Here is a 25,692-nt window from a genome sequence, read left to right as displayed (position 1 = left end):
GAAGCCTTGTTAAAACAACTCCGCAGGCATCGCCATAGTCGTCGCATCACCAGCTCTGACTTGAGCGATATGGTAATCCGCTTTTGGCAATAACTTATCAAAATAGAACTTAGCCAAATAGACTTTCTGCTCGGCGAAAGCTTTATCTTCATGATCCGCGACCTTATCGACCATAGCCAACCAGTAGAAACCATACAGGGTGTAACCAAAGGCATCTAAAAAGTCGACCGCACACGCATTAATAAGTGCAGGCTGAGCCACTTTGCGATCATTAACTGACTCGGCAACGATGACCAAGGCATCTAAACGTGCGCATACTGCCGCCACTTTCACCGCATCAACGTGAGTAAATGCGCGCATTTGTGCTTTCAAGTCAGCCACAAATTCATTTAATGCGGCTAAGTTATCGCCAGTGACTTTACGACCGAGGAAATCGATGGCTTGAATGCCATTGGTGCCTTCATAAATCTGAGCGATACGGGTATCACGAACTAATTGCTCAATACCTGTTTCACGAATATAACCATGTCCACCAAAGACTTGTTGCGCCATGATAGTCGCATCTAGACCCCGATCGGTTAAAAATGCTTTCGCCACTGGCGTTAATAAACCCACATAACGCGCCGCTTTGGCCTTAACCTCATCTTGGGCATATTTTGCCAAATCTAGCTGTTGCCCAGTAAACACAGACAAAGCACGGCCCGCTTCTGTCATCGCTCGAATGGTGAGCAACATACGGCGCACATCGCCATGGACAATAATGGGATCAGAATCACTGCCCGTCGGTGAGCCGCCAGCGGCGATGCCTTGATTACGCTCTTTAGCATAATCGGCCGCCATCTGGTACGCCGCCTGCGCACTGCCAAGCCCTTGAATACCTATCGCTAAACGCTCATAGTTCATCATAGTGAACATGCATACGAGGCCACGATTAGGCTCACCAATCAAGAAGCCTTGGGCATTATCAAAGTTCATCACACAGGTCGCAGAACCTTTAAGGCCCATCTTATGCTCGATAGACCCCACTGATACACCATTGGCATTGGCTAAGCTGCCATCGGTATTTACCGATATTTTAGGTACAAGGAAGAGTGAAATCCCTTTGCTATCCGGCAGCTTAGCAAGCACTAAGTGGATGACGTTTTCAGTTAAATCATGATCGCCACCCGTGATAAAAATCTTGCTGCCCGTGATGGCATAACTACCATCATCCTGCGGTAAAGCTCGAGTGCGGATATTACGTAGATCAGAACCCGCTTGCGGCTCTGTCATATCCATAGCACCCGCCCATTCGCCGGAATATAACTTAGGCAAATAAGCTTGTTTCAATTCTTCGCTGCCGTGGGCATTGATACATAAAGCTGCCCCCGCAGTTAACGAGCCATAAAGCGTAAACGCATTACAAGCACTGTAAGCCATTTCGTCGACTAAGATCCCCAGCATCTTCGGCATCCCCATACCACCAAATTCAGGATCGCCACACAAACCAATCCAACCGCCCTGGGAATACTGCTCATAAACGGCTTTGTAGCCATCAGGGGTAATCACTTGATTGTCTTGATGCAACACGCCCTGCTCATCGCCCGTCCGGTTCAGCGGATGGATCAATTCACAACTTATCTTGGCTGCTTCTTCCAAAATGGCATTAGCCGTGTCGATATCGACCATTTCTGCAATCTCAGGCAATTGTGCCCAAGTGTTTGGAGCATCAAATACCTGTTCCAGTAGGAAACGCATATCCGTCAACGGGGCTTGGTAAGGATTCATTGGTAGACTCTTAAACGTAGGATTAAAACAGTTGTTTTAATTTATACCAGTTCACTGTAGAAAACAATCTCATTACAAATACAGCCGCGAATAATATAAAAGTATGCGAGTGTGTGAGCTAAGTATAAATTCAACTCATAAAAAAACCCTTAAGCCTGAACTTAAGGGTCTCTATTTTATAAGCTTTACCACAGTGTTGTCGCAGCGTTAGCTCACAAGCTTGTGGCAATTACCACATTAAATCATCAGGAATTGCGTAATCTGCATAGGGATCATCTTCAACGACCACAGCTTTAGATTCATCCTGTTGCCACAGATAACCACACCACTGCGGCACCAGCAATTTGACTCGTTCGGCCAACTTATGTGGTACTAAGTAACTCTTATCTTCGTAACGTACTATGCCTAACTGCCCTTTAAGCAATTCTGCCTGCAGTTTTTCATCTATGTATAAAGAATAGATTTTATTATCAAGAGTATAGTTAAATTTCACTTCAGCATAAGCTGGGATCTTTATCGCAGACTTAGTGAACTCAGTGATTAAACCGCGCACCTGTCCACGCTCAGATGCCTCTGCAAAACGTTGCTCATTTAGCGCTTTATCTTTTTGCGCCTGCAACCGTTTTTGCTCTGCCACTTCTTGCTTAAAAGCACTTGAGCCATCATCAACTCGAGATTTTTTATCTCGGCGTTTTTGGGTCTTAACGTCGCGAACCTTTTGTTTACTGGCAAGCCCTGCTTTGAGTAGCTGCTCTTGTAATGCATTAGCCATGGATCATTACCTACTTAATTTCTATAAAATCAAAGTTCTCGATTTTGAATACCAAACATCTAAAACCAAACTACATTTTCGCGGCCAGTTCGCCAAGCTCTGTCATCGCAATACTGGCGCCGCCAAGTGACCAACCGCCATCAACCGGCAGCACAACTCCCGTAATATAGGACGCCAATTCAGAGCCTAAAAATAACGCTGCATTGGCGATATCCTGACCTGCGCCATTGCGTTTTAATGGAACGGATTGGGCAACCTTCTGCTGTAATGCGGCGCTGGGTGCAAGGCGATTAAAGCCTTCAGTGTTTGCTATGGGGCCTGGCATAATCGAATTAACTCTCAACCCCTCACACCCCCACTCTAACGCTAAGGTTCGCGTCAGCATATCCACGCCCGCTTTTGCCGCACACACATGCACCTGCATTGGCATAGCGATCGAAGCCTGCGGCGCCGAAATCTGGATAATATTGCCATTGGGGCGACGCAGCAAAGGATACGCCTGTTTTAACACTTGAAAACTGCCGAGCAAATCAATGTCCATCACCGACTTAAAACCATTGGCCGAAAGCTTTGCGGCGCTGGCGGGGAAATTCCCCGCCGCGCCGCTTACCAGCACATCGATAAAACCAAACTCAGCAGCGATTTTATCAAAACCAACGTCAAGGGCGCTAAGATCGCGCACATCAAAACTCACACCCAAATGAATACCGTCAGGATTGGCCTGTTGTAACTGCAATACCGCGGCATCGATTTTATCTTGACTGCGGCTCGCAACGGCCACATTTGCGCCAGCCTGTGCGAACGCAATGGCAATCGCGAGATTTATCCCACTGGTTCCTCCGACAACGACAACATTCTTACCTTGATAGTTAAACATCGTAGCATTAAACATGGGCGTTCTCCGTGAACAGTGAGATAAGCACTCAGGGTGTGATTCATTATTCTATGTTGTCATTCAAGATACTATTTCAACTTTTATCAATCATATCAAGGATACCAACAAGCGATTCCAAGCCTTTTTTATTTAAACGACGGTCAAACGACTTTCAAACCGCGCTTTAGACGGCTAGTGTGGCGTCTATGCCAATGATTGGTGAATCGCTTGCAATGCTGCTAACGGGTCGGCAGCTTTGGTGATTGGGCGGCCAATCACTAAGTAATCAGAACCCGCTGCTATCGCTTGAGGTGGCGTCATCACACGGTGTTGATCGCCAGCATCACTGCCAACTGGGCGGATCCCCGGCGTCACGAGCTTGAAATTCTGACCTAACAGCGATTTTAACGCTGTCGCTTCTTGGGCGGAACACACCACGCCATCGAGTCCTGCTTGCTGCGTGAGCTTCGCCAAACGTTGCACATGCTCAAACGCAGGCACATTGATGCCGAGTAATTTAAGATCGTCATCACTCATCGAGGTTAATACCGTGACCGCGATCAGCATAGGCGCTTTATCGCCGTAGGGCAGTAAAGCTTTTTTAGCCGCTTCCATCATGGCTAAGCCACCGCTGGCATGTACGTTCGTCATCCATACGCCCAGTTCTGCGGCTGCGGCCACGGCTTTGGCGACAGTATTGGGAATATCGTGAAATTTCAAATCAAGGAATAAATCAAAACCACGATCATGGATATCTTTCACCAGTTGCGGGCCAAACAAGGTAAACATTTCTTTGCCGACTTTAAGGCGGCACATGTTGGGATCGAGTTTTTCTATCAGTTGTAAAGCATGGTTTTTATTATCGTAATCAAGCGCTACGAGGATAGGTTTAGTCGTCATCATCTCTCCAACGGGGTTACACAAACTGTGTATTCTTCTAATAGATTATTCGCCGTCTAGGCCTCGGATCCGTTTAATGCTGCCCCAGTTTTTACAGGAAGGACAATGCCAGTAAAGCGCATGGGAAGGAAAACCACACTCCTTACAACGGTAACTCGGACGGAATTTAATTTGTTGTTCAACGAGCTGCTCTAGCATAGTTAAACTTTGCTTAGCTTGCCCTTCTTCGGCTTGGCGCAAATGCATCTGCATCAAGTGTTGAAAACCTTTCATGGTCGGATGGCGATATAACGCATCGAGTACCATGGTCTCTGCCGCTTTAATCTCATCAAGACTTATCATGTGCTGCGCTAAGGCGACCACCACAGAAGCACCGGCGCCATCGGCCATGGCGCCCGCGAGTAATTCTTGAAAACCTTCTTTATCTTGAGTGTCGCGATAAACTTGTTTAGCTGTGGGGATTGCATCGGCAAAAAGCTCGATATCGGCTTTTTTCAGTTGCAGCAGCATTTGCTTACACTGGGCATAATCTTGAATATCGAGGAATTTTTTCGCTAGGGTCAATAATGCACGACCACATTGGGGATCTTGCTTCAGCGCTTGCTGTAGCAGTTTAATTTTCTGTGCATCATCACTGGCTTCATCGGCTAATTGGCAATAGAAATGTGCCGTTAACGGCTTTAAAACTTGCTGACGTTTACGACTCAAACGCTTAGTGATATCAATGGCTTTCTGCCACTCTTTAATCACTTGATAGATAGCAATCAGCTGAGTTTCAGATTCTTCACTGTGATCGTCTTGGCTGACCAAGTTAATAAAGATTTCTTCAGCTCTGTCGTAAAAACCTGCTGCTAGATAATCTTTACCCAGCTCCATCATAGCGATGTCACGCTGCTCATTGGTTAATGTAGGCCGCGCGATTAAATTTTGATGGATACGAATAGAGCGGTCGACCTCGCCTCGCTTACGGAACAGCGAACCGAGTGACAGATGGGTATCGATGGTTTCATCGTCAACATCTAGCATACTGATAAACAAATCGACGGCTTTATCCGATTCGTTCGACAGTAAGAAATTGAGGCCAGTAAAATAATCTCGGCTCAATTGTTTACGTTGATTACTTTGATTCTGCCTTATGCTCCGTCGCCCCATATACCAACCATAGGCGGCAGCAATGGGAAGCAACAGAAAGAGGATCTCAAGCATATTAGGCGTCTACATCCTGAGGGATTTTAGCGATCACTTGATTTAGTTTCTTTTTAGTTGCCGCTAAACTTAATTTCAAGCGAACAATATAGTAGCTAGCAAATAACCAACTCAAAATAAAACCAGCAAAAAAGACAATCGCTAAGACAACAGGTAAACGATATTCACCCTGTGCGACAAAATAGCTGATGGTCACCACTTGTTCGTTGCGTGCGCCAAAAATCAACGCCAGAATAAATAACAGTGCCACAAGCACAGTTGCTACAAATGATTTCACGCTGCACTCCCTAAACGCGTTTCAATTTAATGATTATCCAAGAAATTTACTAAGCTGACCAGCATTGCCTTGCAATCGATACAAAAAAGCCTCCTAACGGAGGCTTTTTACTATGCGGTCAATCACACATTAACGGCGTCAACACGCTCGCGCAGTTCTTTGCCTGGCTTAAAGTGCGGGACGTATTTACCTTCCAAATCGACTGATGAACCAGTCTTTGGATTACGGCCAGTCCGCGGTGCACGATAGTGAAGCGAGAAACTACCAAAGCCACGGATCTCAATACGATCACCGCTTTCTAATGTTGTTGCCATTTGCTCCAACATTTCTTTGATTGCGCCTTCAACCTCTTTCGCCGACAGCTGCGACTGCCTGGTGGCGAGTTTTTCGATAAGTTCAGATTTCGTCATCCTAGCTATCCCCTATTATCAAGCCAAACACAGTCGCCTAATGGGGAGAGATGTCTCCCCAAACAACAGGCGATTATTTACGAGCTGCTTTAAACGCTTCAGCCATTGCATTGCTAATAACAGCGTCATCTTGTTTGTTCAGAGTCGCCATTACTTCTTTCTCTTCAGCTTCGTCTTTCGCTTTGATTGACAGGCTGATAGAGCGGTTCTTACGGTCAACACCCATGAACTTAGCTTCGATTGCATCACCTACATTATAGACAGTAGATGCATCTTCGATACGCTCACGTGAAATGTCAGCTACACGGATGTAACCTTCAACAGTGTCAGCCAGTTCAACAGTCACACCTTTAGCATCAACAGCAGAAACAGTACCGTTTACGATAGTACCTTTCTTCTTGTCAGCCAAGTATGCGTTGAATGGATCATCTTCAGTTTGCTTAACACCTAAGCTGATGCGCTCACGCTCTGGATCTACAGACAGAACCACTGCATGGATTTCATCGCCTTTCTTGTATTCAGAAACTGCGTCTTCGCCAGTACCGTTCCAAGAAATGTCAGACAGGTGAACTAGACCATCGATACCGCCGTCAAGACCGATAAAGATACCGAAGTCAGTGATTGACTTGATCTTACCAGAAACCTTGTCGCCTTTGTTGTAACGAGTTGCGAAGTCATCCCATGGATTGGTCTTACATTGTTTCAGACCTAGAGAAATACGACGACGCTCTTCATCGATGTCCAGAACCAGAACTTCAACTTCATCACCTAAGTTAACCACTTTAGATGGGTGAATGTTCTTGTTAGTCCAATCCATTTCAGAAACGTGAACCAGACCTTCAACGCCTTCTTCGATTTCTACGAAGCAACCGTAGTCAGTTAGGTTAGTAACGCGACCAGTTAAACGTGTGTTTTCTGGGTAGCGTTTGCTGATTTCTAACCATGGATCTTCGCCAAGTTGTTTCAGACCTAGAGACACACGAGTGCGCTCACGATCGTACTTCAGTACTTTAACGTTGATTTCATCGCCAACATTGACGATTTCTGATGGATGTTTAACACGTTTCCACGCCATATCTGTGATATGTAGCAGACCGTCAACACCACCTAAATCTACGAATGCACCGTAGTCAGTCAGGTTCTTAACGATACCCTTAACTGCTTGACCTTCTTGCAGGTTTTCTAACAGTGCATCACGCTCAGCGCTGCTTTCTGATTCGATAACTGCACGACGAGAAACAACAACGTTGTTACGCTTCTGGTCTAGCTTGATAACTTTGAATTCTAATTCTTTGTACTCTAAGTGAGCGGTGTCGCGAACTGGGCGCACGTCAACTAGAGAACCTGGTAAGAAGGCACGGATACCGTTTAATTCAACAGTGAAACCGCCTTTAACTTTACCATTGATGATACCGATTACAGTTTCAGCATCTTCATAAGCTTTTTCCAGAACGATCCAAGCTTCATGACGTTTCGCTTTTTCGCGAGACAGTTGAGTCTCACCGAAGCCGTCTTCAACAGAGTCAAGAGCTACGTCAACTTCATCGCCAACTTGAATTTCTAAAACGCCTTGAGCGTTTTTGAATTGTTCAGCTGGGATTGGGCTTTCAGACTTCAGACCCGCGTCAACCAGTACCATACCGTTTTTGATTGATACAACAGTACCACGAACGATAGAGCCTGGACGGAATTCCAGAGTTTGAAGGGATTGTTCAAATAGATCAGCAAAAGATTCAGTCATGTTTAGGTTACTTTCTTTATTAAACCACTGTCCGTCCTAGACGTGGAGTCAGTCAAATTATCCGTATCATCCTTAATACGAATACCTATCCGGTGGGCTAACTTAGTTAGTGCCGGATAATTTTTGGTTGATAAAGTTAAGCGCAAGCGCCAGTACTTCATCAATACCCTTACCGCTAGTATCGATAATGAGCGCGTCATCGGCGGGGACTAAAGGAGCCACCGGACGATTCATATCGCGGTCATCACGTTCGATAATTTCACTTAAAAGGCGCTCGATATTAACATCGAAGCCCTTGTCCTGCAACTGATTATAGCGTCTTTGGGCACGCTCTTCAGCTGAGGCGGTTAAATATAATTTTGCCGGTGCACTTGGGAAAACGACTGTTCCCATGTCACGACCATCGGCAATTAATCCTGGCGCCGTTTTAAAGGCCCGTTGGCGACGTAATAAGGCTTCTCTCACCCGTGGAAAGGCAGCGACTTTTGAAGCGGCATTCGAGCACTCTTGGGTGCGAATGTCGTTGGTGACGTCTTCACCTTCCAATATCACTTGAACCGGATCTTTATCATTGCCTGTTAGAAACTTCACATCCAGATGTGCCGCTAACAACGTGATAGACTCTTCATTTTCCAGTTCAACGTTATGATGAATTGCTGCAAGCGCAAGAACTCGGTAAATGGCACCACTATCAAGTAGTTGCCAACCTAGATGCTGAGCCAATAATTGACTAATTGTACCTTTGCCAGCACCACTTGGGCCGTCGATTGTGACTACAGGAGCCCGTTCAGACATACATTCCTCCGCAAAAAATAACCATCATCCGTGAGTTCATCAAGTGAGCCCCCGAAAATGAGCGCGCAGCATTGTACAACAAAAGACAAACAAAATCCGTGGATTTTTTATGAAGATTAGCAGCCGCACAAATACGGCTTGCTATTCTTGACATCGATGGTTGTAACAATGACGAAACAAACAGACTTAGCCTTGCAGGCTCGCAAACTGCTTAAAGTAGTCAGGGAATGTTTTAGAAGTACAATCTGGATCATTGATGGTGATACCGCAATCGGCAAATGCCAGCATAGAAAAGCACATGGCCATGCGGTGATCGTTGTAGGTATCAATTTCAGCGGTGTTAATCACGGCTGGCGGGGTGATTTTAATGTAGTCATTCCCCTCTTCAACCTCGGCGCCCACTTTACGTAATTCCGTCGCCATAGCCGCTAACCGGTCGGTTTCTTTAATACGCCAGTTATAGATATTACGAATAACCGTCGTGCCTTTAGCAAATAACGCGGCCGTTGCAATGGTCATGGCCGCATCGGGAATATGGTTCATGTCTAAGTCGACGGCAGTTAATTGGGAGCCGCGGGCAATAATATAGTCATCGCCCCACTCGATATCTGCGCCCATTTTTTCGAGCACATCGGCAAATTTTACATCGCCTTGGATACTCAAACGACCCACACCCGTGACTTTGACTTCGCCGCCCTTAATCGCCCCTGCCGCGAGGAAATACGATGCCGATGACGCATCGCCTTCTACCAGTACTTTACCCGGTGATATATAACGCTGGCCTGCAACAATCTCAAAACGCGCGTAGTCATGGTTAATGACGTTAACACCGAACTGCGCCATCAAGGCGATAGTAATATCGATATAAGGCTTAGAGACTAACTCGCCTTTGACATGGATATTGACGCTGCCCTTAGCAAGCGGCGCAACCATCAACAAAGCCGTTAAAAACTGGCTCGATAAATCGCCTGCAATTTCAACATCACCGCCATTAAGGCCAGTGGCATTAATCGTCAGTGGCGGGAAACCGTCATTTTTAAGATAAACAATATTGGCACCGAGTTGCCTTAAGGCATCGACTAAATCGCCAATCGGACGCTCTTCCATACGTGGTTCGCCCGTGAGAGTAAATTCACCTTGGCCTAAGGTTAAGGCGGCGCATAAGGGGCGCATTGCGGTACCCGCATTGCCTAAAAACAATTCCTGCGCGGATACTGAGGAAATCACACCACCTAAACCATCGAGTTCACACACAGTATTGTTTTGCGATAAACGGTAGTTCATCCCTAACTGCTTGAGGGAGGCCAACATGTGGCGGATATCATCTGAGTCGAGCAGATTGGTGAGCGTGGTCGTACCTTGGGCTAAGGTGGCCAATAATAAGGCTCGATTTGAAATACTTTTTGAGCCCGGAATATTGATTTCACCGCGGACTTGCACAACAGGTTCAAGACGTAATTGCTTCATGAATAAATCTTCTTTCTCTATAGGGCGTCATCATCACGATCACGCGGACTGAATACGCAAAATGGCAACTTCACGCTACAGCGCGTCAAGTTAAGATTACAAATAAAAGGAGATTGGGGCCTTGTTGGTGCTTCGTCGTTATAAAATTACCGATTGTCGCTAAGGATTCAACCGTTTTTTCGAGAAAAATGGCATTTTGGTCAGATTATTTGCTGAGAACAGTGTAAAAATAACAAAAACGCAAAATTTAAGCGGTTAATTTATGATTTAACCGTATTTTTGGCAGGCTTTTTTGCCAAGATAACTAGCGTGTAATCACAGTTTTCACTTTAATTACTTTACCTTTCCGCGCTATTCTAGCCTCCAAACGATAAATAACGCATATCTGATACGAACAATCACGTTTGCACTATAACCAGAAAGGTAGATGGAGCTATGTTTAACTCACTCATCGCAATGCCAGCAGATCCCATCCTTGGCTTGTTGACTCAGTACCGCGAAGACACCCACCCGCAAAAAGTGGATTTAGGTGTGGGCGTTTATAAAGACCCTACAGGCGTGACCCCGATCCTGAGCTGCGTGAAAAAAGCCGAGAAATTCCGTCTCGATACCGAAACCACTAAAGTGTATATTGGCCCAACAGGCTCACCACAATTCAACACCTTGATGACGGAATTAGCCTTTGGTACTGGCCACTGTGCCATTATCGCTAACCGTATCCGCACTGTATCGACACCCGGTGGTACAGGCGCGCTGCGCGTGGCGGGTGACTTTATCAAACGCTGCAACCCGAATGCTGTGTTATGGGTAAGCGATCCAACTTGGGCAAACCATATCGGTTTATTCGAAGCGGCTGGCATTACTGTTAAAACCTATCCTTACTATGACTACGATAGCAAATCATTGAAATTTGATGAGATGCTTGCTGCATTATCGCAAGTAAGTCCTGATGATGTGGTGTTATTCCACGCCTGTTGCCATAACCCAAGCGGAATGGATTTAACCACAGAGCAATGGGATAAAGTGGTTGCCCTGACAAAAGAGCAAGGCTTTACACCACTGATTGACATGGCCTACCAAGGCTTTGGTGATGGCGTGGATATTGATGCCTACGGCGTGCGTCATATGGCGGCAGCGGTCGATAATATGATCCTGTGCAGCTCATGCTCGAAAAACTTCGGTTTGTACCGTGAGCGTATTGGTTCCTGCTCTGTGATTGCCAAAGATGCCAATACCGCCAATATCGCGCAATCTGTGCTGCTTTATGTGGTTCGCTGCCTCTACTCTATGCCACCTGCCCATGGCGCAGCGATTGTTGAGACGATTTTAGGATCGGCAGAATTAACCCAAGAATGGCTTGATGAGCTGAAAGTGATGCGCGATCGCATCAACGGCAACCGCGCCATTTTAGTGAATAAACTTAAAGCCAACGGCGTAAACCGTGACTTTAGCTTTATCGCCCGCCAAAAAGGTATGTTCTCTTTCCTTGGGGTGGCTCCAGAGCAAGTGGCGCGCCTACAAAAAGAATTCAGCATCTATATGGTAGGTTCAAGTCGCATCAGTATTGCTGGGATCAGTGAAGATAACGTCGATTACTTAGCCCAATCAATTGCTAAAGTGCTCTAAGCGCCGCTGAGTTTATCTGCACCGCTCACTCTGCTGTATTCCCGCAATAAAGAGATACAGCAGAGTTCATTTACCGCCTAATGTATTCAATTTTTCAATCATCCCACCCGATAAGTTTTGACAGTTTATTATCCTCTGTTGCATATCCCCCAATATGACAAACACCACCACGTCTCACTGTTCAAGCATTTATTTTCAATCGTAAAACCACATTCTAGCGATTTTGGCATCGCGGCGTTATCGCAATAAGCCACAAATTGTGACCTCGGTCGGCGGATTTCCATTTCATTAATCAGGACTGCAGCTATTTTCACTTTTTAAAGCCAACGCCACTGAGTAAATTAGTGGTTATCATAGAACTTGTGGATATTCCGCCATGTTATTACCAGATAGATTAGTGCAAATCGTTACTAGCCCTCAGCTTTCACCCAAGCAAAAATCCAACTATTTAGCATTAGAAGCGGAAGCCAGTTTGCCCTATATGTCGATATCGCCCGAGGTAAAAGCGGCGATGAATGACGGTATTATTTGCGACATGTTTGAAGGCCATGCGCCGTTTAAACCACGCTATGTGTTGCCAGATTATGCCCGCTACCTTCAACAAGGCTCTGAATACTTAGAGTTATCTGCGGCAAAAAACTTGGACGAAGCCATCAATGCCTTAACGATTCTGTATCATCACGTGCCATCGGTGACCAATATCCCCGTGTATTTAGGTCAGCTGGATGACATTTTGATGCCTTTCGTTGAAGGAATGGATGTGGAAGTCCTTTATCGTAAATTAAAACTGTTCTGGATCATGCTCGACAGAACCCTGCCCGATGCCTTTATGCATGTGAATATTGGCCCTACAGATAACATCGTTTGCCGCACCCTACTGCGCATTGATGCAGAGTTAAAACAAGTTGCCCCCAATTTGACCTTTATGTACGACCCCGCCGTCACACCGGATGAATTGTTGTTGCTTGCGACCACCAATATTTGTCAGTGCAGTAAGCCGCATATCGCGAATTACCCTCTGCATTCCGGTGCGTTTGATGAGCGCGGTTTTGGTATTGTCAGTTGTTACAACGCGTTGCCGTTAGCGGGCGGCGCCAATACTTTAGTTCGACTTAATCTTAAAGAAGTTGCGTTAAAGGCCAATTCTATAAACGATTTTTTTGATACTGTATTGCCAAACTACTGCTCACTCACCTTCGAGCTCATTGAAGCGCGCTCGGCATTTTTGCATCAAGAATCACACTTCTTTGACAGCTTTTTAGTTAAAGAGCAATTGATTGATGAATCGCGCTTTGCACCCATGTTTGGTATTTACGGCATGGCAGAAGCCGTGAATATTCTGCGGACATTCACTGCAACTGATGCAACGAAGTTATCTCAACGAGATCAACACACTGGCTATGGTCATCAGGCAGATGCAAATCAACTTGGCTACCGTATTTCTGCCACGCTCGATGCCATAGTGAAATCCACACCCGTCACGCATGGTTACCATGGGCGGGCACTACTGCATTCACAGGGCGGTATTAGTATCGACAACGATGTGACTCCTGGTGTTCGCATTCCCTATGGCACTGAACCGAATCCCATCGCCCATATTCAAGCCCTAGCGCAACATCATCAGTATTATACGGCGGGGATTAGCGATATTTTGACCATAGATGAAACCGTAAAATCTAATCCTCAAGCCATGTTCCAACTGTGTAAAGCCGCGCTTGAGTTAGGTTTTAGGGAGTTTACCGCCAATGTCGCCTCTAACGATTTAATGCGCGTGACTGGCTATATGGTAAAACGCTCAGATATTGAAGCGTTTAAACAGTGCGGCTCGCGTCTCAATACCACAGGCTTAGCCGCAGAAGCTGCGGTTAATACGGGAATATTGCAACGACAAGCACGAGTTATCGCCCATGAACACTCCCCTTGTGTCTTTAAATAGACACGCTATTGTCAGTCAGCTATTGCCCTTTTCATGCGTCGACGGGCCTGGCAGCAGGCTCGTATTATTCCTGCAGGGCTGCAACTATCAATGCAAAAACTGCCATAACCCACATACCATAGGTTTATGCGATGCCTGTGGCGATTGTGTCGCCACCTGCCCTGACAATGCGCTGACATTAATAAACCTCAATGATAAGCCTCGCATTCACTGGGATAGTGAGCGTTGTAGCCAATGCGATACTTGTATTGCCGTATGCCCGAAACAAGCGAGCCCTAAGGTCAGTCGTTACACCGTTGAGGAGATACTGACGATTCTCCATAGTCAGCGTCACTTTATTAATGGTATTACCGTGAGCGGCGGCGAAGCGAGCCTGCAACTGCCGTTTATTATTGCCTTGTTTCAAGCGATTAAGGCCTCAAAACCGTTATCACACCTGACTTGTATGCTCGACACCAATGGCAGTTTGAGTCTAACGGGATGGCATAAACTGCTGCCGTTTTTAGATGGCGCTATGGTGGATCTTAAAGCGTGGCAACAGGATACCCATAGGTATATTACCGGTCGTGATAACCATGCCGTGTTCAAATCAATCCAATTATTAGCTAAACAGCAAAAACTGTATGAGGTGAGATTGCTGCACATTCCGAGCATCACGGATTACGAGGAAGAAATAGACGCACTAGCGACCTATTTACTTCTGCTAGGCCCAGATACGCGAGTTAAGTTAAATGCCTTTCACCATCATGGTGTTGTCGATGAAGCACTCAATTGGCCAAGCTGTAAACAAGCCAATATTGAACGCTTAGCCGCAACCCTTACAAAGCGAGGCGTAACCAATCTCGTGTTACCTTCCATATACCTTTAACGACTGCAAAGCAAAATTTGCTCATAAAGCCAGCGCAGTGCGGGATCTTTTATGCTTTGACTATGCCAAACTAGGCTGTAAGCCACTTTGCCATATTCTATGGGTAAAGATTTAATCATTAAGCCTTGAGCTTGGCTGGCGATGGATGCCCAGCGGCGCGAGCAGGTAAAAAGCAACTCACTGTGATGGCACATTAACGCCGCACTGCCAAAGTCTGGGACCGAAATGGGGACGGCACGTTTTTTAGATTGCTGGGCGAGCAAAATATCAAAAAAAGGCGTGCTCAGATCTGTGTCTGTAATGCCAATATGGCTAAAACTCAGGTAATCATCGAAGCTGATATGCGGCTGTTTAGCCAAGGGATGGGATGAATTCATCAGGCAGACCATTTCATCGCTGAATAAGGTTTCCCACACCAGATCGTCTTGAAGAGGATTAGGTTGACTCAGATCATGGGGTAACAGCACAAAATCTAATGTACCTTTAAGCAATCCATCAAAACCAATATTGTCTTTGCTGTAAATATCGAGGCGGATATTAGGAGCCAAGCTCAGAATATGGGCGCTGAGCTTAGCGGCCAGCAGTTCAAAGGTACTTTCGCGCATCGCAAGCGAAAAACGCCCCTCAAAATGAGCAGGGTTAAACGCATCCTGACTCATGATCTGATTCATATCATTGATCATTTGCTGCACGCTTGGGCCTAATCGTCTTGCCAATGGGGTTGCGACCAGTGAGTTACCATTACGATAGAACAGTTCATCGTTCAAACTGTCCCTGAGCTGGCTTAAGGTTTTACTGACGGATGAGGGGCTTAAACATAAACGTTCGGCGCTGGCGGTTACACTCAGGGTATCGAGCATCACATGCAAAGTGATCAAATGCTTCATACTAATCCGCGAAAGCTTGGCCAAATCCATCGGTGACATCCTATTGATTTATCGTGTATACGCATCCAAAAATACGTTCTTTTAATTATGATAAACAATAACATATAACTAACCCAGCATCTTACTCAGTAATGCGCGTCAGCTCACAGGCTTTCTCACAGCGAGTGTTCTTGAAGGCCTCTGGTCTCAACGTCATCTTGCTTGACGCCATTGTCGATAAATTAAAGCTAACAAAAAAGCGAATGCATTTGAGCATTCGCTTTTGGGATATCTAACTTGGGATGGCTAACTGATGATCAACATTCAATAAGCATAACGTTGATATTCAGGCAGCAAACTCTAGACGCTAAGCGTCGCAAGCTAATGAGCAACTCAATACTGCTAAGCCTAGCTATGTTTATTTGCAAACTCATTCATAAACTTGACCAAGGCAACTACGCCATCGAGTGGCATTGCATTATAGAGGCTAGCACGCATACCACCTACGATACGATGGCCCTTTAAGGCTACGAGTCCAGCTATTTGGGCTTGCTTTAGGAACTCACTATCGAGCGCTTCGTTGACTAATTGGAAAGTCACGTTCATTTGTGAGCGGTTCGCTGCAACAACCCCATTACGGTAGAAAGCATTACCATCAATGCATTGATATAACATCTGCGCTTTTTGTTGATTAATTTTTGCAATACTCGCAATGCCGCCAATGGACTTAAGCCAAGCAAAGACTTCAGCGGCGAGATACCAAGCAAAGGTTGGCGGTGTGTTGAACATAGAGTCATGCTCAACGGCTAAACGATAGTCCATGATGGACGACTGCGGTAAACTCGGCAGTTTTAACATGTCATCGCGCACTATCACTATCGACAGACCCGATGGACCTATGTTCTTTTGTGCGCCAGCGTAAATCAAACCGTAGCGGCTGACGTCGATTTCACGTGACATAATGGTTGACGATAAATCGGCAACAATTGGCCAAGGTGAGTCTAATTCATCAAAAATTTCGATACCATCTACTGTCTCATTAGGGCAATAGTGAACATAGCGATAATCGGCATCGATTTTATGTAAATCAGGTAAGACAACCGCATTGAGTCCATTGTGTTTTTCAACAATATTCAAGCTATCAATCTGCGCTTCACCCACGAGCTTTTGTGCTTCAGCTAACGCGGCAGATGACCACTGACCACTGACTAAATACAGGGCTCGGCCATGATTACCTAAAAAATTATTCACAACAGCGGAGAACTGTCCACGACCACCGCCGTGCATAAATAACACATGGTAATTTGTGGGGATCTGCATCAGTTCACGTAAATCGGACTCGGCTTGTTGTGTAAGCGCGATGAACTCTTTACTTCGGTGGCTGATTTCCATCACGGAAACGCCTTGGCCATTCCAATCAAGTAATTCCTGTTGTGCTTTTTTCATTACCGCTGCGGGTAACATTGCAGGTCCAGCACAGAAATTATAAATCGCGCTCACTGACACTCTCCTTAATCCCAACCATGATGTATGTATTGATAAATACGAAACCATTCTAAAACGAACAATGCTATCAACATCAATGCCATTAAAAAAACGAGCGTCCAATTGGACGCTCGTTAATATGACACTTAATTACTCTTCGTCTTGCTCATCATCAGCAAGTTCGTCTTCATCTTCGTCCAACTCTTCTTCGTCATCCAGCGCTTCTTCAAGCGCCTCGTCGGCTAATTCGCCTTCGATAATGACAGGAACAATCGGTAAACCGTTTTCATCCAGCTCGACTTCATCTTCTTCAGTTTGGATTTCGTCGATACGTTGTAGGCCGACCACTTTCTCGTCGCCCGCAGTACGGATAATCGTTACACCTTGAGTGTTACGGCCAATGATAGACACGCCGCTCGCAGGTGTACGCACTAAGGTACCTTTATCACTGATGAGCATAAGTTCGTCGTTAAGACCGACTTGAACAGCCCCAACAACAGCGCCATTACGTTCGCTCACCTTGATTGAAACCACACCTTTAGTCGCACGGCTCTTCGCAGGATATTCAGACAGTTGAGTCCGTTTACCGTAACCGTTTTCAGTCACAGTCAGAATCGCGCCATCGCCTTTGGGTACAATAAGCGACACGACTTTCTGACCTTCTTCTAAACGGATACCACGAACGCCTGTTGCAGTACGGCCCATAGGACGTAAGGACAAGACCTCTTCACCGGTTTCAGGATCGGTTTTCACTTCGCCAGTTTCAGAATCACGAACTTTCTCACCAAAGCGAACCACTTTCCCTTCGTTCGAGAACAACATGATTTCGTCATCACCGTTAGTGATATCGACACCGATCAGTTGGTCACCGTCTTTGAGGTTAACGGCGATAATGCCGTTTGCACGTGGGTTGCTATAAGCAGTTAGTGCGGTTTTCTTCACAGTACCGTGTGAGGTGGCCATGATGATGTACTTGTCAGCCGCGTATTCACGTACTGGCAGAATCGCAGTAATGCGCTCGCCATCGGATAACGGCAGCAAGTTAACAATTGGACGACCACGGGCCGTACGGCTCGCTAATGGCAATTGATACACTTTGAGCCAGTACATCTTACCAAAGTCAGAGAAGCACAAAATGGTGTCATGGGTATTGGCAACTAACAGCTTCTCAACGAAATCTTCATCTTTCACTTTCGTCGCGGCTTTACCTTTACCACCACGGCGCTGGGCTTGGTAATCGGTCAAGGGTTGATACTTGGCATAACCTAAGTGCGACAGTGTTACCACAACGTCTTCTTCGTTGATCAAGTCTTCAAGACTCATATCGACTTCGTTGGCATTGATCACTGTACGGCGCGCATCACCATATTCTTCAAGGATTTGAACTAATTCTTCCTTGATCACTTCCATCAAACGCTCAGGACTGCGCAGAATAAACAGCAAACCCGCGATTAATTCGAGTAATTCTTCGTATTCGGCGATGATCTTATCGTGTTCAAGACCGGTTAAACGGTGCAAACGCAGTTCCAGAATGGCCTGAGCTTGTTGCTCAGTCAGGAAGTATTGACCGTCACGAATACCGTATTGTGGCTCTAACCACTCTGGACGCGCGGCGTCATCGCCCGCTTTTTCCAACATACCTTGAACGTGGCCTAATTCCCAACCTTGCTCAACCAATTTCACTTTGGCATCCGCAGGCGTGGGTGAGGCTTTGATCAGTGCAATAATCGGGTCAATGTTAGCCAGTGCAACCGCCAGTGCTTCCAAAATATGGGCACGCTCACGGGCTTTACGCAGTTCGAATACGGTACGACGCGTCACCACTTCACGGCGATGCAAAATAAAGCATTCGAGCATTTCTTTAAGGTTAAACAGTTTAGGCTGACCATTGGTCAGGGCCACCATGTTAATCCCGAAAGAGCACTGCATTTGCGTTTGAGCATAAAGGTTATTGAGTACAACCTCGCCCACTTCACCGCGCTTAATTTCGATAACGATACGCATACCGTCTTTATCAGACTCGTCGCGTAGACCACTGATCCCTTCAAGCTTTTTATCTTTAACCAGCTCGGCAATCTTCTCGATTAAACGGGCTTTGTTCACTTGATACGGGATTTCAGTGACGATAATGCGCTCACGGCCATTATCTTCGGTTTCCACATCTGCCAGAGCACGCATGATCGCGCGGCCACGGCCAGTTTTATAAGCATCAATAATGCCTTTACGGCCATTGATAATCGCTGCAGTGGGGAAATCCGGACCTGGAATGTATTCCATCAACTGTTCAATCGACAGTGAGGGTTCTTCAATCAATGCCAAACAGCCCTTCACTACTTCCGTTAGGTTGTGTGGTGGGATGTTGGTTGCCATACCCACGGCAATACCCGATGAACCGTTAATTAACAGGTTAGGTACGCGTGTAGGTAGTACAGCTGGGATCTGTTCTGTGCCGTCGTAGTTAGGGACGAAATCCACTGTCTCTTTTTCAAGATCGGCCAGTAATTGGTGCGCCAACTTATCCATACGGATTTCGGTATAACGCATTGCCGCCGCTGAGTCACCGTCGACCGAACCGAAGTTACCTTGGCCGTCTACTAAGGTGTAACGCAGTGAAAATGGCTGGGCCATACGGACGATAGTGTCATAAACAGCAGAATCACCATGGGGGTGATATTTACCGATGACGTCACCAACCACACGGGCAGATTTTTTGTAAGGCTTGTTCCAATCGTTCTTCAATTCACTCATGGCAAACAGAACGCGGCGATGAACCGGCTTTAAGCCGTCGCGCACGTCTGGTAATGCACGTCCCACGATAACGCTCATGGCGTAATCAAGGTACGAATTCTTTAGTTCGTCTTCGATATTAATTGGCGAAATAGATGATGCCAGATCAGTCATAAACTGCTCGTTCCCCTGAAAAATAGCCGACAACGTATAATCCGTATCATTGCCTAGCCCAAAAACGTGATTTGGCATTCTAACACAGTTATTTAATGTCGCCAGACCTATCATTATCGAATTGAGAGTCTGGTGGCTTAATAGATGAAAACACTGTCAATTTGGTCGTTTGTGCGATAAACAAGCGTTGAAATTCACGGCTTACGATGAGGAAAAATCGCCAAAGGGATAAAGTAAAAGGTCGATACGGAGCACAACAATTAACATAAAAGCAGATAACTGCTGAAAATTCACTCAACCACAAGGGCTTAGCTCAGTCGAGCACTTTGTTTATCAAACATAGTCGTTATAATAGCCGCACAATACAGCTTCTTCAGGTAATAGCATGCATCAGAATACCAATGTAGACCCACAGGAAATCGCAAAGTTTGAACGTATGGCCGAAACTTGGTGGGATCTCAACGGCGAATTTAAGCCGCTGCATCTATTAAACCCGCTGCGCTTAAACTATATCGATCAAACCGCAGGCGGTATTTTCGGCAAGAAAGTGCTCGATGTCGGCTGTGGTGGCGGCATATTGTCTGAAAGCATGGCCCGCATCGGCGCCGAGGTTGATGGCTTAGATATGGGTGATGAGCCCTTAGAAGTCGCCCGCCTACATGCTCTCGAAACGGGCGTGAGCATTAATTATGTAAAAAATACCGCCGAGGCCCACAGCCAAGATCATCAAGCCTATTACGATGTGGTGACCTGCATGGAAATGCTCGAACATGTACCCGATCCACAATCTGTGATCAAGGCTTGCTGTGACATGGTTAAACCCGGTGGTCATGTGTTTTTCTCCACCATCAACCGCAACATTAAATCCTACGTGCACACCATTTTAGGCGCGGAATATTTGCTAAAAATGCTGCCGGTTGGCACCCACGAGCATAAAAAATTCATTAAGCCTTCAGAGCTGATTGAACTAGTAGATAATACCGATCTTATCTGTACCGATGCCTTAGGGGTAAGCTACAACCCATTGACGGGCATTTTTAAGTACACGCCTAAGGTTGATGTGAATTACATGATTGCGACGCGTAAGGTTGATTAATATGAGTCTGGCACAGATCAAAGGCGTACTGTTCGATCTCGACGGCACCTTAGCCGATACCGCGCCGGATCTGGTGCAGGCCCTCAATTTAAGTCTTCAAGACGTCGGCATCGCCGCGCAGCCGTTAGCGGCCATGCGCTACGCCGCATCCCACGGCAGTTTTGCCTTAGTCGATGCCGCGATCCCTGATGCGGCAGAAGATCTTCGATCTCAAGTACAGCAAGGACTGCTCGCCCACTATCAGCGCATTAATGGCGATCACTGTGCGCTATTTACAGGCATAGCGGCATTACTCGACTGGCTCGAGTTAACTCAGCTGCCGTTTGGGGTGATCACCAACAAGCCAGCCCGGTTTACCCGTCCCTTATTGCGAAAACTGAATTTACACTTGCGTATGCCCGTTATCATCAGTGGCGATTCTACAAAACACCCAAAACCCCACACTGCACCTATGCTGTTAGGCGCACAACAACTGAACTGTGCTCCAGAGCAGATTTTGTATCTTGGAGATGCCGAGCGAGATTTGCTCGCGGCCAAGGCTGCTGGCATGTTAGGCGGCGTGGCCCTATGGGGTTATCTGGGCGTGAACGACAAGCCGTTGCAATGGCCAGCGCACGCGCATTTTGCGAACCCAACTGAGCTACATCAAGCACTAATCGAAGCATTGGCTTAACAATATCAACCAAAAACAGCGCCTACAATGCTCACGAATAAGGCATCCAATACGTAACTTCACTGACGGACATCAGTGTGTCAGCATACTATTTATGACCCACGGAAAAAGTCAGGCGCATAAAAGATCGGCACTCGTGAGCGATCGCGATCTAAAGAAAAAGATCGCCTAAAAATTCCCCATGAGTCTGACACGCTAACCTGAAATTGAGCTTCAAGGTTAGTCGTTACTAACGCAAAAGTTTATCCTCACGTTATCCACAAGATGTCCCCTGAATTCAGACTTGCAAATAGGGGCAAACCTCACTATCTTGTATCCCATATAATTTAAAACACCATATCTTGTGTATAGGTAACAATCAGACACACTAGAAGCTCGCCGCTTAATTGACTCGTTTTTAACCAGTCAGCTGTATTTAAGGGACGATTATTGATTGTTTTACAAGGATACGTACGGTGATTTTGCTCACCTAAATACATATAAGAACCAAGGCCTATCTCCAAATGAATAGCACTATGACAGTCACAAAACGCTGTGGCGATCGTGAGAATATCGATCTCGAAAAAATACACCGCGTAATTACTTGGGCAGCCAAGGGATTAAAAAACGTTTCTGTTTCGGAAGTTGAACTTCGCTCACACCTACAGTTTTTTGATGGCATCCCAACCGAAGCTATCCATGAAACCATTATCAAGGCTGCGGCGGATTTAATTTCTCCAGAATCACCGGACTATCAGTTCCTTGCTGCCCGTTTAGCGGTGTTTCATTTACGTAAGAAGGCCTTCGGTCAGTTCGAGCCGCCCGCATTGTATGCTCACGTGACTAAATTGGTTGAGCTGGGTAAATACGATCAACACATTTTAAGAGATTACACCCGCGAAGAGCTGGATGTGATGGATACCTATATCGACCATTGGCGCGATATGGATTTTTCCTACGCTGCGGTAAAACAGCTTGAAGGCAAATATTTAGTTCAAAACCGTGTGACCCACGAAATCTATGAGAGCGCGCAGTTCCTTTACATTTTGGTCGCGGCTTGCTTGTTTGCCCGTTATCCAAAAGAGACGCGCCTGAAATACGTTAAAGATTTCTATGACGCGGTATCAACTTTTAAACTGTCGCTGCCAACGCCAATTATGGCCGGTGTGCGCACCCCAACGCGTCAGTTTAGCTCTTGCGTACTGATCGAATGTGGTGACAGCTTAGATTCTATCAACGCGACCGCTTCGTCTATCGTGAAATACGTCAGCCAACGTGCGGGTATCGGTATTAACGCCGGTCGTATTCGCGCCTTAGGGAGCCCAATCCGTGGTGGTGAAGCCTTCCACACAGGTTGTTTACCTTTCTATAAGTATTTCCAAACCGCAGTGAAGTCGTGTTCTCAAGGCGGCGTGCGTGGCGGTGCTGCGACCCTGTTCTACCCTATTTGGCACTTAGAAGTCGAATCTCTACTGGTATTGAAAAATAACCGCGGCGTCGAAGACAACCGTATCCGTCATCTAGACTACGGTGTGCAGCTGAACAAAGTCATGTATCAACGTCTGATCAAAGGCGAAAACATTAGTTTATTTAGCCCATCTGACGTACCTGGCTTGTACGATGCTTTCTTTGAAGATCAAAACGAGTTTGAGCGTTTATATCTGCAATATGAGCAAGACAGCAGCATTCGTAAGAAAACGATAAAAGCAGTTGAGCTGTTTTCACTGATGATGCAAGAGCGCGCTTCAACGGGCCGTATCTACATTCAGAACGTGGATCACTGCAACACTCACAGCCCATTCGATTCAAAAGTCGCGCCGATCAGACAGTCTAACCTGTGTCTTGAAATCGCCCTGCCGACTAAACCATTGAATAACATCGATGATCCAGAAGGTGAAATCGCGCTTTGTACACTGTCAGCACTTAACTTAGGTTCTATCAAAGAGTTATCAGATATTGAGCCATTAGCCGACCTCGCCGTACGCGCACTGGATAATCTATTGGATTATCAAGATTATCCTATCAAGGCCGCGCAAATCGCCTCGATGAATCGCCGTACCTTAGGCATAGGCGTGATCAACTTCGCTAACTATCTAGCGAAAAACGGCATGAAGTATTCTGATGGTAGCGCGAACGCTTTAACCCACAGAACCTTCGAAGCGATTCAGTACTATTTACTGAAAGCCTCAATGAACTTGGCCAAAGAGCAAGGTGCGTGTCCGTTATTCCACGAGACCACTTACTCTCAAGGTATTTTGCCAATCGATACCTACAAACGTGACTTGGATAAAATTTGTGCCGAACCATTGCACTTAGACTGGGAATCACTGCGTAGCGATATCAAGCAATATGGCCTGCGTAACTCAACGCTGTCGGCATTAATGCCATCAGAAACCTCGTCGCAAATCTCCAATGCGACCAATGGTATTGAGCCACCACGTGGCCTTATCAGCGTGAAATCGAGCAAAGACGGTCAGCTAAAACAAGTGGTACCAGATTTCGATACACTGAAAGATAGCTATGAATTGCTGTGGAAAATGCCAAGCAACGACGGTTACTTACAGCTAGTGGGTATTATGCAGAAATTCGTTGACCAAGCGATTTCAGCTAACACTAACTACGATCCTTCACGTTTTGAAGGCCGTAAAGTCCCCATGCAAACCCTGCTGAAAGATTTACTCAATGCTTACAAGTTAGGTGTTAAAACGCTTTACTACCATAACACTCGCGATGGTGCGTCGGATTCACACGATGACATCACCAATTTAGAGAAAGAAGATGACGGTTGCGCCGGCGGCGCATGTAAAATCTAGTCTTTAACTTTAACGTTAACGGTTTTATAGGGATCCCTATTTAGTGGATCCCTATCCATTGGAAAAATAGCACCATGGCCTACTCTACCTTCTGTCAAACACCCAACGATGCCACCCGTGAACCTATGTTTTTTGGTCAATCGGTCAACGTGGCTCGTTACGATCAACAAAAATATGAAGTGTTCGAAAAACTGATAGAAAAGCAGTTATCTTTCTTTTGGCGCCCGGAAGAAGTAGACGTCAGTCGCGATAAGATTGACTACGGTGCATTGCCTGATCATGAAAAACACATCTTTATTTCGAACCTGAAATACCAAACCCTACTCGACTCGATTCAAGGCCGCTCGCCCAATGTGGCCTTTTTGCCGCTGGTGTCACTGCCTGAATTAGAAACCTGGATTGAGACTTGGTCTTTCTCTGAGACGATTCACTCGCGCTCATACACCCACATCATTCGCAATATCGTTAACGATCCTTCAGTGATCTTCGACGATATCGTCGTGAACAAAGAAATCTTAAGCCGTGCGACCGATATCGCCGCTTATTACGATCACTTGATCCAACTGACTCAGATATTCCATTTACTCGGTGCTGGAACCCATATCATCGATGGCAAAGAAGTCATCGTAAACACCCGCACCCTGAAAAAAGCCTTGTACCTATGCATGATGTCAGTCAACGCCCTAGAAGCTATTCGTTTCTATGTTAGCTTTGCCTGCTCATTTGCCTTTGCTGAACGTAAACTGATGGAAGGTAACGCGAAAATCATTCGCCTTATTGCCCGTGATGAAGCCTTACACTTAAACAGCACTCAGCATATTTTAAGCATCATGCAAGGCGGTAAAGACGATCCAGAAATGGGTGAAATTGCTGCAGAATGCCAACAGGAAGCTTTCGATTTATTCTTCAAAGCCGCAGAGCAAGAAAAAGAATGGGCAAAATACCTATTCAAAGACGGCTCTATGATAGGTTTGAATGAACAGATCCTGTGCCAATATGTTGAGTTTATTACTAATCAACGCATGAAGTCGGTGAATCTACCGCAACCATACCCAGAAATAACCAATCCATTACCTTGGATGAAAAACTGGTTAGAAAGCGATGCAGTGCAAGTTGCACCACAGGAAGTTGAAGTCTCTTCATACCTTGTCGGCCAAATCGACTCCGCGGTTGATGGTGATGAGTTCCTCGACTTCGATCTATAAGACACTTAAAAGTGACGTTACAAAATGGCATTAAA

At 46.0% G+C, this 25,692-nt stretch carries 19 protein-coding genes and 1 pseudogene; 7 read left to right on the top strand and 13 right to left on the bottom strand.

Going from position 1 to position 25,692, the window contains the following annotated elements; translation table 11 throughout:
* Nucleotides 1-9: 9 nt before the first annotated feature.
* The 10 genes and pseudogenes from L5L98_RS04555 to aroA form a co-directional block, all read right to left on the bottom strand.
* Complete coding sequence (locus L5L98_RS04555) at nucleotides 10-1,767, bottom strand: acyl-CoA dehydrogenase family protein (RefSeq protein ID WP_212600993.1); 1,758 nt, start codon at nucleotides 1,765-1,767, stop codon at nucleotides 10-12.
* A 229-nt stretch (nucleotides 1,768-1,996) separates the two neighbouring features.
* Nucleotides 1,997-2,539, bottom strand: coding sequence for a DUF2058 domain-containing protein (locus L5L98_RS04550; RefSeq protein WP_028759879.1), 543 nt, complete (start codon nucleotides 2,537-2,539; stop codon nucleotides 1,997-1,999).
* 70 nt (nucleotides 2,540-2,609) lie between these two features.
* The gene (locus L5L98_RS04545; protein ID WP_263138864.1) at nucleotides 2,610-3,431 is read right to left on the bottom strand and encodes an SDR family oxidoreductase; all 822 of its coding nucleotides are present in this window, start codon (nucleotides 3,429-3,431) and stop codon (nucleotides 2,610-2,612) included.
* Between the two features lie 186 nt (nucleotides 3,432-3,617).
* Nucleotides 3,618-4,313 carry an orotidine-5'-phosphate decarboxylase gene (gene pyrF, locus L5L98_RS04540; RefSeq protein ID WP_263138958.1) on the bottom strand — a complete coding sequence of 232 codons (696 nt, stop codon included), beginning with the start codon at nucleotides 4,311-4,313 and terminating at the stop codon, nucleotides 3,618-3,620.
* 45 nt (nucleotides 4,314-4,358) lie between these two features.
* Nucleotides 4,359-5,519, bottom strand: coding sequence for a lipopolysaccharide assembly protein LapB (gene lapB / locus L5L98_RS04535; protein WP_113940394.1), 1,161 nt, complete (start codon nucleotides 5,517-5,519; stop codon nucleotides 4,359-4,361).
* Nucleotide 5,520: 1 nt separating this feature from the next.
* Nucleotides 5,521-5,796, bottom strand: a complete 276-nt coding sequence (locus L5L98_RS04530; protein ID WP_028759876.1) for a LapA family protein — start codon at nucleotides 5,794-5,796, stop codon at nucleotides 5,521-5,523.
* A 122-nt stretch (nucleotides 5,797-5,918) separates the two neighbouring features.
* Nucleotides 5,919-6,206 carry an integration host factor subunit beta gene (ihfB, locus tag L5L98_RS04525; protein WP_006081718.1) on the bottom strand — a complete coding sequence of 96 codons (288 nt, stop codon included), beginning with the start codon at nucleotides 6,204-6,206 and terminating at the stop codon, nucleotides 5,919-5,921.
* Between the two features lie 73 nt (nucleotides 6,207-6,279).
* Nucleotides 6,280-7,950: pseudogene (gene rpsA, locus L5L98_RS04520) on the bottom strand (30S ribosomal protein S1); the annotation flags it as partial.
* A 99-nt stretch (nucleotides 7,951-8,049) separates the two neighbouring features.
* Nucleotides 8,050-8,742, bottom strand: coding sequence for a (d)CMP kinase (gene cmk / locus L5L98_RS04515; RefSeq protein ID WP_028759874.1), 693 nt, complete (start codon nucleotides 8,740-8,742; stop codon nucleotides 8,050-8,052).
* Nucleotides 8,743-8,928: 186 nt separating this feature from the next.
* On the bottom strand, nucleotides 8,929-10,209 hold the full coding sequence (gene aroA / locus L5L98_RS04510) for a 3-phosphoshikimate 1-carboxyvinyltransferase (RefSeq protein WP_263138859.1): 1,281 nt from the start codon (nucleotides 10,207-10,209) through the stop codon (nucleotides 8,929-8,931).
* A 435-nt stretch (nucleotides 10,210-10,644) separates the two neighbouring features.
* Here aroA and L5L98_RS04505 point away from each other — a divergent pair, with 435 nt between their 5' ends.
* The 3 genes from L5L98_RS04505 to L5L98_RS04495 all read left to right on the top strand — a co-directional run bounded on the left by L5L98_RS04505 (nucleotide 10,645) and on the right by L5L98_RS04495 (nucleotide 14,639).
* Entirely contained in the window at nucleotides 10,645-11,835 is a 1,191-nt protein-coding gene (locus L5L98_RS04505; protein ID WP_198573177.1) for an amino acid aminotransferase, read from the top strand.
* A gap of 376 nt (nucleotides 11,836-12,211) precedes the next feature.
* Nucleotides 12,212-13,771: a YjjI family glycine radical enzyme gene (locus L5L98_RS04500; RefSeq protein WP_263138857.1), complete on the top strand. Its 1,560-nt coding sequence runs from the start codon at nucleotides 12,212-12,214 to the stop codon at nucleotides 13,769-13,771.
* Nucleotides 13,743-14,639, top strand: a complete 897-nt coding sequence (locus tag L5L98_RS04495; protein WP_263138856.1) for a YjjW family glycine radical enzyme activase — start codon at nucleotides 13,743-13,745, stop codon at nucleotides 14,637-14,639. The genes L5L98_RS04500 and L5L98_RS04495 overlap by 29 nt, the downstream gene beginning before the upstream one ends.
* Here L5L98_RS04495 and L5L98_RS04490 read toward each other — a convergent pair.
* From L5L98_RS04490 to gyrA, 3 genes are all read right to left on the bottom strand, one after another.
* Complete coding sequence (locus tag L5L98_RS04490; RefSeq protein WP_263138855.1) at nucleotides 14,636-15,556, bottom strand: LysR family transcriptional regulator; 921 nt, start codon at nucleotides 15,554-15,556, stop codon at nucleotides 14,636-14,638. The two genes, L5L98_RS04495 and L5L98_RS04490, sit on opposite strands and share 4 nt — an antisense overlap.
* A gap of 357 nt (nucleotides 15,557-15,913) precedes the next feature.
* Nucleotides 15,914-17,005 (bottom strand): 3-phosphoserine/phosphohydroxythreonine transaminase, encoded by a 1,092-nt coding sequence (gene serC / locus L5L98_RS04485; RefSeq protein ID WP_131524063.1) that lies wholly within the window; start codon nucleotides 17,003-17,005, stop codon nucleotides 15,914-15,916.
* 135 nt (nucleotides 17,006-17,140) lie between these two features.
* On the bottom strand, nucleotides 17,141-19,891 hold the full coding sequence (gene gyrA / locus L5L98_RS04480; protein WP_263138853.1) for a DNA gyrase subunit A: 2,751 nt from the start codon (nucleotides 19,889-19,891) through the stop codon (nucleotides 17,141-17,143).
* 385 nt (nucleotides 19,892-20,276) lie between these two features.
* Here gyrA and ubiG point away from each other — a divergent pair, with 385 nt between their 5' ends.
* The 4 genes from ubiG (at nucleotide 20,277) to nrdB (ending at nucleotide 25,657) form a co-directional block, all read left to right on the top strand.
* A complete protein-coding gene (ubiG, locus tag L5L98_RS04475) occupies nucleotides 20,277-20,987 on the top strand; it encodes a bifunctional 2-polyprenyl-6-hydroxyphenol methylase/3-demethylubiquinol 3-O-methyltransferase UbiG (protein WP_028759866.1) in 711 nt (236 codons plus the stop codon).
* Between the two features lies 1 nt (nucleotide 20,988).
* Nucleotides 20,989-21,660 carry an HAD family hydrolase gene (locus L5L98_RS04470; protein WP_263138850.1) on the top strand — a complete coding sequence of 224 codons (672 nt, stop codon included), beginning with the start codon at nucleotides 20,989-20,991 and terminating at the stop codon, nucleotides 21,658-21,660.
* A gap of 503 nt (nucleotides 21,661-22,163) precedes the next feature.
* Entirely contained in the window at nucleotides 22,164-24,452 is a 2,289-nt protein-coding gene (gene nrdA, locus L5L98_RS04465; protein ID WP_105252559.1) for a class 1a ribonucleoside-diphosphate reductase subunit alpha, read from the top strand.
* A gap of 74 nt (nucleotides 24,453-24,526) precedes the next feature.
* On the top strand, nucleotides 24,527-25,657 hold the full coding sequence (nrdB, locus tag L5L98_RS04460; RefSeq protein WP_263138846.1) for a class Ia ribonucleoside-diphosphate reductase subunit beta: 1,131 nt from the start codon (nucleotides 24,527-24,529) through the stop codon (nucleotides 25,655-25,657).
* Nucleotides 25,658-25,692 lie beyond the last annotated feature (35 nt).

This window comes from Shewanella sp. SM23, from assembly GCF_025654295.1.
Taxonomy (GTDB): Bacteria; Pseudomonadota; Gammaproteobacteria; order Enterobacterales; family Shewanellaceae; genus Shewanella; species Shewanella oncorhynchi.
This window is presented reverse-complemented; position numbering and strand designations above follow the sequence as displayed.